A 6,414-nucleotide genomic window follows, 5' to 3' on the forward strand; every position below is an offset into this window, starting at 1 on the left:
AAATTTCCATAATTGATGCCCCTGTTATTTACTGTTAATGAAAATCACTTATTTGATATCGATATCATCCGCACATCGACGTTTATAACAATGCTCATTTCTTCCGCGCACGTTACCGGCACACCATTAATACACAACAACTTCCTATCAAGCATTGCATTGATTTGACCAACCTCAGGAGAACACGATAACTTCAGCACACTCGCATTCCCCCCTTCATCATTGACAAAATTGAACATCCCTTCAGGATAACCCTGCGTATAATCAAGAAAATTAAATGTGCTATCCGCCCCTTCCGAACAGGGAACTATTGAAACCGAAGAAGACCCCGCCCCCAGAGTTATCATGTTTGTTTTGCCACAAGAAAAATCAAAACCATCAGTTCTTACAAGCAATACCGCGCGGTGCTTCACCGTTATATCGGACAATGAAATACACTTCGCCGACACGGTGGAAAGTGATTTCCCCGCGAAAAGAAAATCGCTTAACCGCACGCCCATGCCATCGTCTTTTTTTGTAGATTTCACACTGAACGAGCATTCCTTTTTAGACGGAGCCGGGTCACTGGCAACGATATAATCCCCTGCCTCCATCACAATAGAACTTGCTACAACATTCATACCTGCCGAATCAAGCACATTCAACTCACCCGAAAAAACAAACGTATCAATAGACCTTGCCGAAAATGAAGACTCATCATGAAGCCACAGCCTTACCCCCGCGCCGGCCCTGCGCGAAGACTGATCATGGGTACGCAACGTGCTCAGGTTACTTAGGGTAAATACACTGGCATTTGACATGACCACTTGCAACGCGCCGCCTGCTGCAAAACTATCGCCCGTTACTGCACGCCCCCAGAGAAAATGAGTACCCTTCCCTTTTTGGCACCCGCCCCTGAGGCCAACTATTCTTAACTGACCGTTTACGACATTGATTTCTGTATTCGTGAGAAGGTTACTTCCATCAATACTGCCCCAGACAATTTCAGAGGGTAGACTCTTTGGATACTGCACTATAGCAAGTACTTCATCTCGTGCATCCAGAGTGAAGTGCGCCCCCACCGTTTTGCTAAAATCATCCACGTCTATAATTTGTGTACCGTCAGCCTGACCGTACACTTGTTTGGCCTCTTTATCCCAGATGAATTCTGTGTTTGATATTTGTTCCCCACGGGTTTTACACGTTGTCGCATCCGAGGGATGGGCGGTATATAAATACGGACCGAAATAGTGTGATTCGCGCCGAGAAGCCTCCCACAAGGCTTTCATCATATTCACCCTGTAAGACGCGCTCATAGTCCACTTCCGACGTCGATATTGCTGATCGAGGCAGACGGAATCTCAAATCGTTCAATTTGCGTCGTCACTGGACTCACCTGGCAGTGAAGCTTCAGCTTTTCGATTGACCGTGATACCCACTTGCTTTGTGCTGTCGAGAGCCAATCACGAGGAGGTTTCGCCAGCAGCACATTTTTGTATTTCGCCATCTTGACGCTTCTCCCAACACGAAACACTGTCCTTCGGACAAGGCACTAAAGACAGAGTCCACTATCGCGAAATCAGGCTGGCGCAGCCCCACATTGCGTCTCATTTTTTTAATCCTGATGTCTCGTTACGAAGGATCGCTGTGGGCGGCAAAACCTTTCTTAAGTAACGTCGGCCTGCCTGTAGTTATCAGGCAACACCTTTCGCCTCTCTTATCGATGCAGGTACATAATGCAATTGACTGTCAAAGGCTCTCACTCATGGATGGCACGTTACGCCCTGAGCCTGTTCATCGGCCTATTGCCCGTCGTTTCGGGCGTTGCAATCCTGCACTGGCAAGCCAATCGGGCATTGAACGCCCACGCCCTGGAAACCGCCGGCGAGGCGCTGAAGCAATTTGACTTGATGCTCGATAATGCAGAGCTCTCGGCCTATGCCATCGTGCCGCTAGCGGGTCGAACATGCGCCGATATCGAGTTGGCTCTGCGCGAACAAGTGACTCGGCGACCTTTTGTACGCGCAGCCAACCTGGCCTTGAACAACAACCTCTATTGCACATCGTTGTTCGGCCCATACCAGGAAGCCGTGAACCCGAACAGCTATGTCGGCGGCACACTGCGACTGATGAGTGGCAATACCGTAACCCCCACGTCGTCGTTGCTGGTTTATCGCCTGGTTCAAGGCCACAGGGCCGCATTGGTGAACATCGACGGTCATCATCTGAGTAACATATTGCACTTGAATGGACGGCAGACCGGCTTGATTCTGCAAGTCGGCACCGCCTGGATCTCCAGTCAGGGCATGGTTACCCAGGCTCCCCCTCCAGACTTTGCTGTCGCACAAACCACCCTGAACTCCACACTCTTCCCGTACAGCGTGACCGCGGGCTTCCCCAACGGCGAAACCTGGCGCTATGTGGACAAGGAATATCCACCGCTGCTGGCATTGTTGCTGTTCCTGGGTGTGCTGACAGGCGCCCTGACCAATTGGCTGCAAAAACGCTCCAGCGTCCCAAGCCACGAACTACAACGAGGACTGGCAGCCGGGGAGTTCATCCCATACTTTCAACCCATCGTGCGCAGCGACACGCTGGAATGGTCAGGGCTCGAGGTTCTGATGCGCTGGAATCATCCACGCGAAGGTCTCGTGCATCCTGACTTGTTCATACCGTTGGCCGAACATTCGGGATTGATTATTCCCATGACACGCTCGCTGATACGACAAACCGCCGCACTTCTTGCCCCTCACTCGGCATCATTTGAATCAGGGTTTCATGTGGGCGTGAACATTACCGCCAGCCATTGTCAAAACCTGGAACTGGTAGAGGATTGCCGTCAGTTTCTGGCTGCTTTTGCCCCCAGCAAGGTGAAATTGGTACTGGAACTGACCGAGCGCGAATTGATCGAACCCAGCGCTATCAGCCGTCAACTATTCGAACAACTACATGACTTGGGGGTGCTGATCGCCATTGACGATTTCGGCACCGGTCATTCCAATCTCAGTTACCTGTGTCAGTTCAACGTCGATTACCTGAAAATCGATCGGAGCTTCGTTGCCATGATCGGCGCTGCCGCTCTCTCGCCGCATGTACTGAACAGCATCATCGAATTGAGCACTAAGTTGAAGCTGGGCATCGTTGCCGAAGGCGTGGAAACAAGAGAGCAGCGTGATTACCTGGTGTCGCAGGGCGTCGACTTACTGCAAGGCTATCTTTTCGCCACACCCCTGCCAGCACCCGATTTTTTGGACAGCCTCGATCAACAAGCGCTCGCCATCGCGATCGGCGTACCACACCGCTTTCGCTAACGCAGAGTGCCGGGGCCGCGAGAGACAATCATCGAATCGGCTCAGTCATGATGCCAAGTGTGCCGCTCCAGAAAAATGGGTGACCAGCCCACCGATATTCGGCGCAACAATGGTAGATGACTCCACGCTCATTGCGTCGCTGGGTGAAACACCAAACTGGCGGCGAAATGCCTTGAAGAACTGACTTTGACTAGTGAATCCATATTTATAGGCAATTTGGGAAATTGATTGAGCACCGGCCTGCGAGAGCAATTCATGCGCGCCGCTGAGACGTCTTTCACGAATGACCATTGCAACCCCGCCGTAATGCTCAAACGTGCGATACAGGGCCGCCCTGGAAATGCAAAACCGTCGGATGATTGATTCGACACTCAGCTCGGGCTCCGCGAGATGGGCATCGATAAAGCGCAGAATATTCGAGCGCAGCGTATCCAGGACAATCTCTCGCTCTTGCGAAAGCAACGGAACAGAGGCACTAAGCCCTCCCTTGATGAAACGGCCAACAACATCCACAACCAGCACCGAATCGTTATGCGACAAACCGAGCGAAACATTCCAAAGCTCCGTCAGGAAATCGGTCAACAAGCGGTTGATCGGCTGCTCTCGGCGAAAGATCATTCCATGCAGATCAGCTTTCCCCGCTATCCTCTCGAGACGCCCTCTCTCAATCATCATCGTCAGACGCGCCCCGGCACTGGTGTGATTCTCACACACCCTCCCCAAATCCAGGATATAAATATCCCCGCAACGAACCTGCACGCAGTTATCACCCACATTGCCGCGCATGCTGCCCTCGACCAACAACTGAATCACATACCCATCCAATCCTGTCGTTTGGATTTTCTGACGCGAACGCACGAAACTTTGCGCAGAGAAACTCGTCCGCCCGATGAGTAACTCACCACTCGAGCGACTGGAAAGCTCGCCCTCGATAACCCCGACGTGATTTTCGTCGGGCACGCCAATGTCAAATACCGGACGCGTCATCTCACGCCAACAATCACTTCGAAGCGATGACTCTACCGTTGCGGAGGAAAAAACCACTTCGACCGTCGCCATTTCTCTCTCCCCATACATAAAACCCGCACCCCCCGGAGCACCCTGCTTCGAGATCACCACCGCCAGCCCTGGCGAGTTCGTATCAGATAAACTGCTACGAACTAAAACCAGAACAAAAAAAAGCAACCCATAAAATAGAGGTCACATTGATAGCCGCCCACTCAATCCTAATTTAGCGCAACCAGTAAATAGTTATAGTTCCACCCTCCAAGATCAATACATTACTTTTTAGTTAACGATACTTGACATACAACTTTTAGAATCATAATGCACCCAAAAACAAAATCATCACTATATAGCTATCAAACTTCCGCTAGGCCGACAATATCACCGCCAAACAGCCCCTCCCCATCACCCTGCCTCATATGATTGGTCCTTGCGTCTCACGCTGGGTGAGCAAACTGTTGCCGGGTTGCCGCCAACGCGATCTCTCGAATGCATAGGCTCTGTTGTTCATGGCCATCTGAACACCACTCTGATTCAGGGACGTCCTCGATGCTCGGGATAGAAGCGCAGGGATGCACCACTCACAATGATCGCGGCACACAGATACCAGGCGGGAACTAGTGGATTGCCCGTCACCGCAATCAACCACGTCACCAGCAGCGGAGAAAACCCACCAAATAACGTCACGCCAAAGCTGTAAATGATCGAAACACCTGTCACCCGATCATCGCGGGAGAAAGCTTCCATCAGCAACGTCAACCCGGCACCGCTGCTGACGGCTATTGGCAAAATCAGTATCGATACTGCCAGCAGGCTGAGCAGTGTGCTTTGCTGATCGAGTAGCATGAACGCAGGGTACGCCAGCACCGCGTGCACGCTACAGGACCAATACAGCAGCGGTTTACGCCTCGGCATCCGGTCAGCGAAACGCGAGGCCAAAGGCGGGATGACAACGAGCAATATGCAGGCAAACACCACCAGAAAAACAGCAAGGCTGCTGGGGTAATGCAATGTTCGGGTCAGGTACGTCGGCATGTAGAACACCACCATGTAGAAGCTCACTGTCGAACTCGCCATGATCAAAATGCCCAGGCCCAAAGTACGAGCATGCCGCCGCACAAAATCGCGAAACAGCATGGGGTTGTCGCGATTTTCATGGGTTTCTTCCAGATGCTTACGGATGTACCAGCCCACAGGACCAATCAATAGCCCTATGATGAACGGGACTCGCCAACCCCAACTGTACAGCGCCTGTTCCGGCAACATCGTCGTCAGCACCCATCCGGAAAACGCTCCCAGCAGCGCGGCAATCCCCTGGCTTGCGCCCTGCCAACACACCATGTAGCAACGATTTTCGGCGCGACCGGACTCCATCATAAAAGCGGAAGCAGCGCCCACTTCACCGCCGGCGGAGAATCCCTGGAGCAGCCGCCCCAGCACCAGGAGTATGGTGGCCAAGCTGCCGATACTGGAATAAGTCGGAGTGAAGGCGATAATTCCCGTGCCCACCGTCATCAAAGCGATGGTCAGTGACAAAGCCTGTTTGCGTCCATAACAATCCGCAAACCGGCCAATCAGCACGGCTCCGAGCGGCCTCATGAGAAACCCGCGGCGAAGGTCAACAACGCCATCATCAAGGAAGCCAAGGAAGCCAAGGAAGCCAAGGAAGAGTCTGCGGGGAAAAATAACTGACCAATTATAACAGCGAAGAAACTGTAGACCGTAAAGTCATATATCTCGAGGGTGTTACCCAGAGATGAGGCCAACACTACTCGGCGCACCTTGCCAGTCGAGTCGGGTTGCACGTATGCCAGCGATGATGACGGAATCAAAGCACTTTTCATAAACGTCCCTGTAAAGTGGCAGGCGAAAACACTTTGTTTCAAGGGCTCCGCCGACATCAAGCAGTCAATGGTCGCTGTAGCAAACGACTTGGCGACCCTTCCCATGGCCCAGCCTTTCAACCCAACTTTCAGGAGCATGCCACCAACAAGAAAAAACTACTAGAGCACTGCTACCTACCCTCGTTCGACTTAATCCGGCACACGTTCAAGTGGTGCCTGGTCGAAAAAATTGGAGGAGCCTGATTCTGCACACATCCGCAGACCAAAAGGCAACC

5 protein-coding genes are annotated in these 6,414 nt (G+C 52.1%); 1 reads left to right on the forward strand and 4 read right to left on the reverse strand.

Annotation, left to right across the window (positions count from 1 at the left end):
- Positions 1-44 precede the first annotated feature (44 nt).
- Complete coding sequence (locus tag F8N44_RS30620; protein WP_150652964.1) at positions 45-1,268, reverse strand: hypothetical protein; 1,224 nt, start codon at positions 1,266-1,268, stop codon at positions 45-47.
- Between the two features lie 447 nt (positions 1,269-1,715).
- On the opposite strand from F8N44_RS30620, the gene F8N44_RS30625 reads away from it, so the two are divergent.
- On the forward strand, positions 1,716-3,290 hold the full coding sequence (locus F8N44_RS30625) for a cyclic diguanylate phosphodiesterase (RefSeq protein ID WP_150652965.1): 1,575 nt from the start codon (positions 1,716-1,718) through the stop codon (positions 3,288-3,290).
- Between the two features lie 45 nt (positions 3,291-3,335).
- Here the strand turns inward: F8N44_RS30625 and F8N44_RS30630 are convergent, their stop codons facing one another.
- The 3 genes from F8N44_RS30630 to F8N44_RS31965 form a co-directional block, all read right to left on the reverse strand.
- A complete protein-coding gene (locus F8N44_RS30630; RefSeq protein ID WP_191630989.1) occupies positions 3,336-4,349 on the reverse strand; it encodes a helix-turn-helix domain-containing protein in 1,014 nt (337 codons plus the stop codon).
- A gap of 480 nt (positions 4,350-4,829) precedes the next feature.
- Complete coding sequence (locus tag F8N44_RS30635) at positions 4,830-5,831, reverse strand: MFS transporter (RefSeq protein WP_263597117.1); 1,002 nt, start codon at positions 5,829-5,831, stop codon at positions 4,830-4,832.
- Between the two features lie 59 nt (positions 5,832-5,890).
- Entirely contained in the window at positions 5,891-6,277 is a 387-nt protein-coding gene (locus tag F8N44_RS31965) for a hypothetical protein (RefSeq protein WP_224794846.1), read from the reverse strand.
- Positions 6,278-6,414: the final 137 nt, after the last annotated feature.

This window comes from Pseudomonas fluorescens, from assembly GCF_902497745.1.
In the GTDB taxonomy this organism is placed as follows: domain Bacteria; phylum Pseudomonadota; class Gammaproteobacteria; order Pseudomonadales; family Pseudomonadaceae; genus Aquipseudomonas; species Aquipseudomonas fluorescens_BM.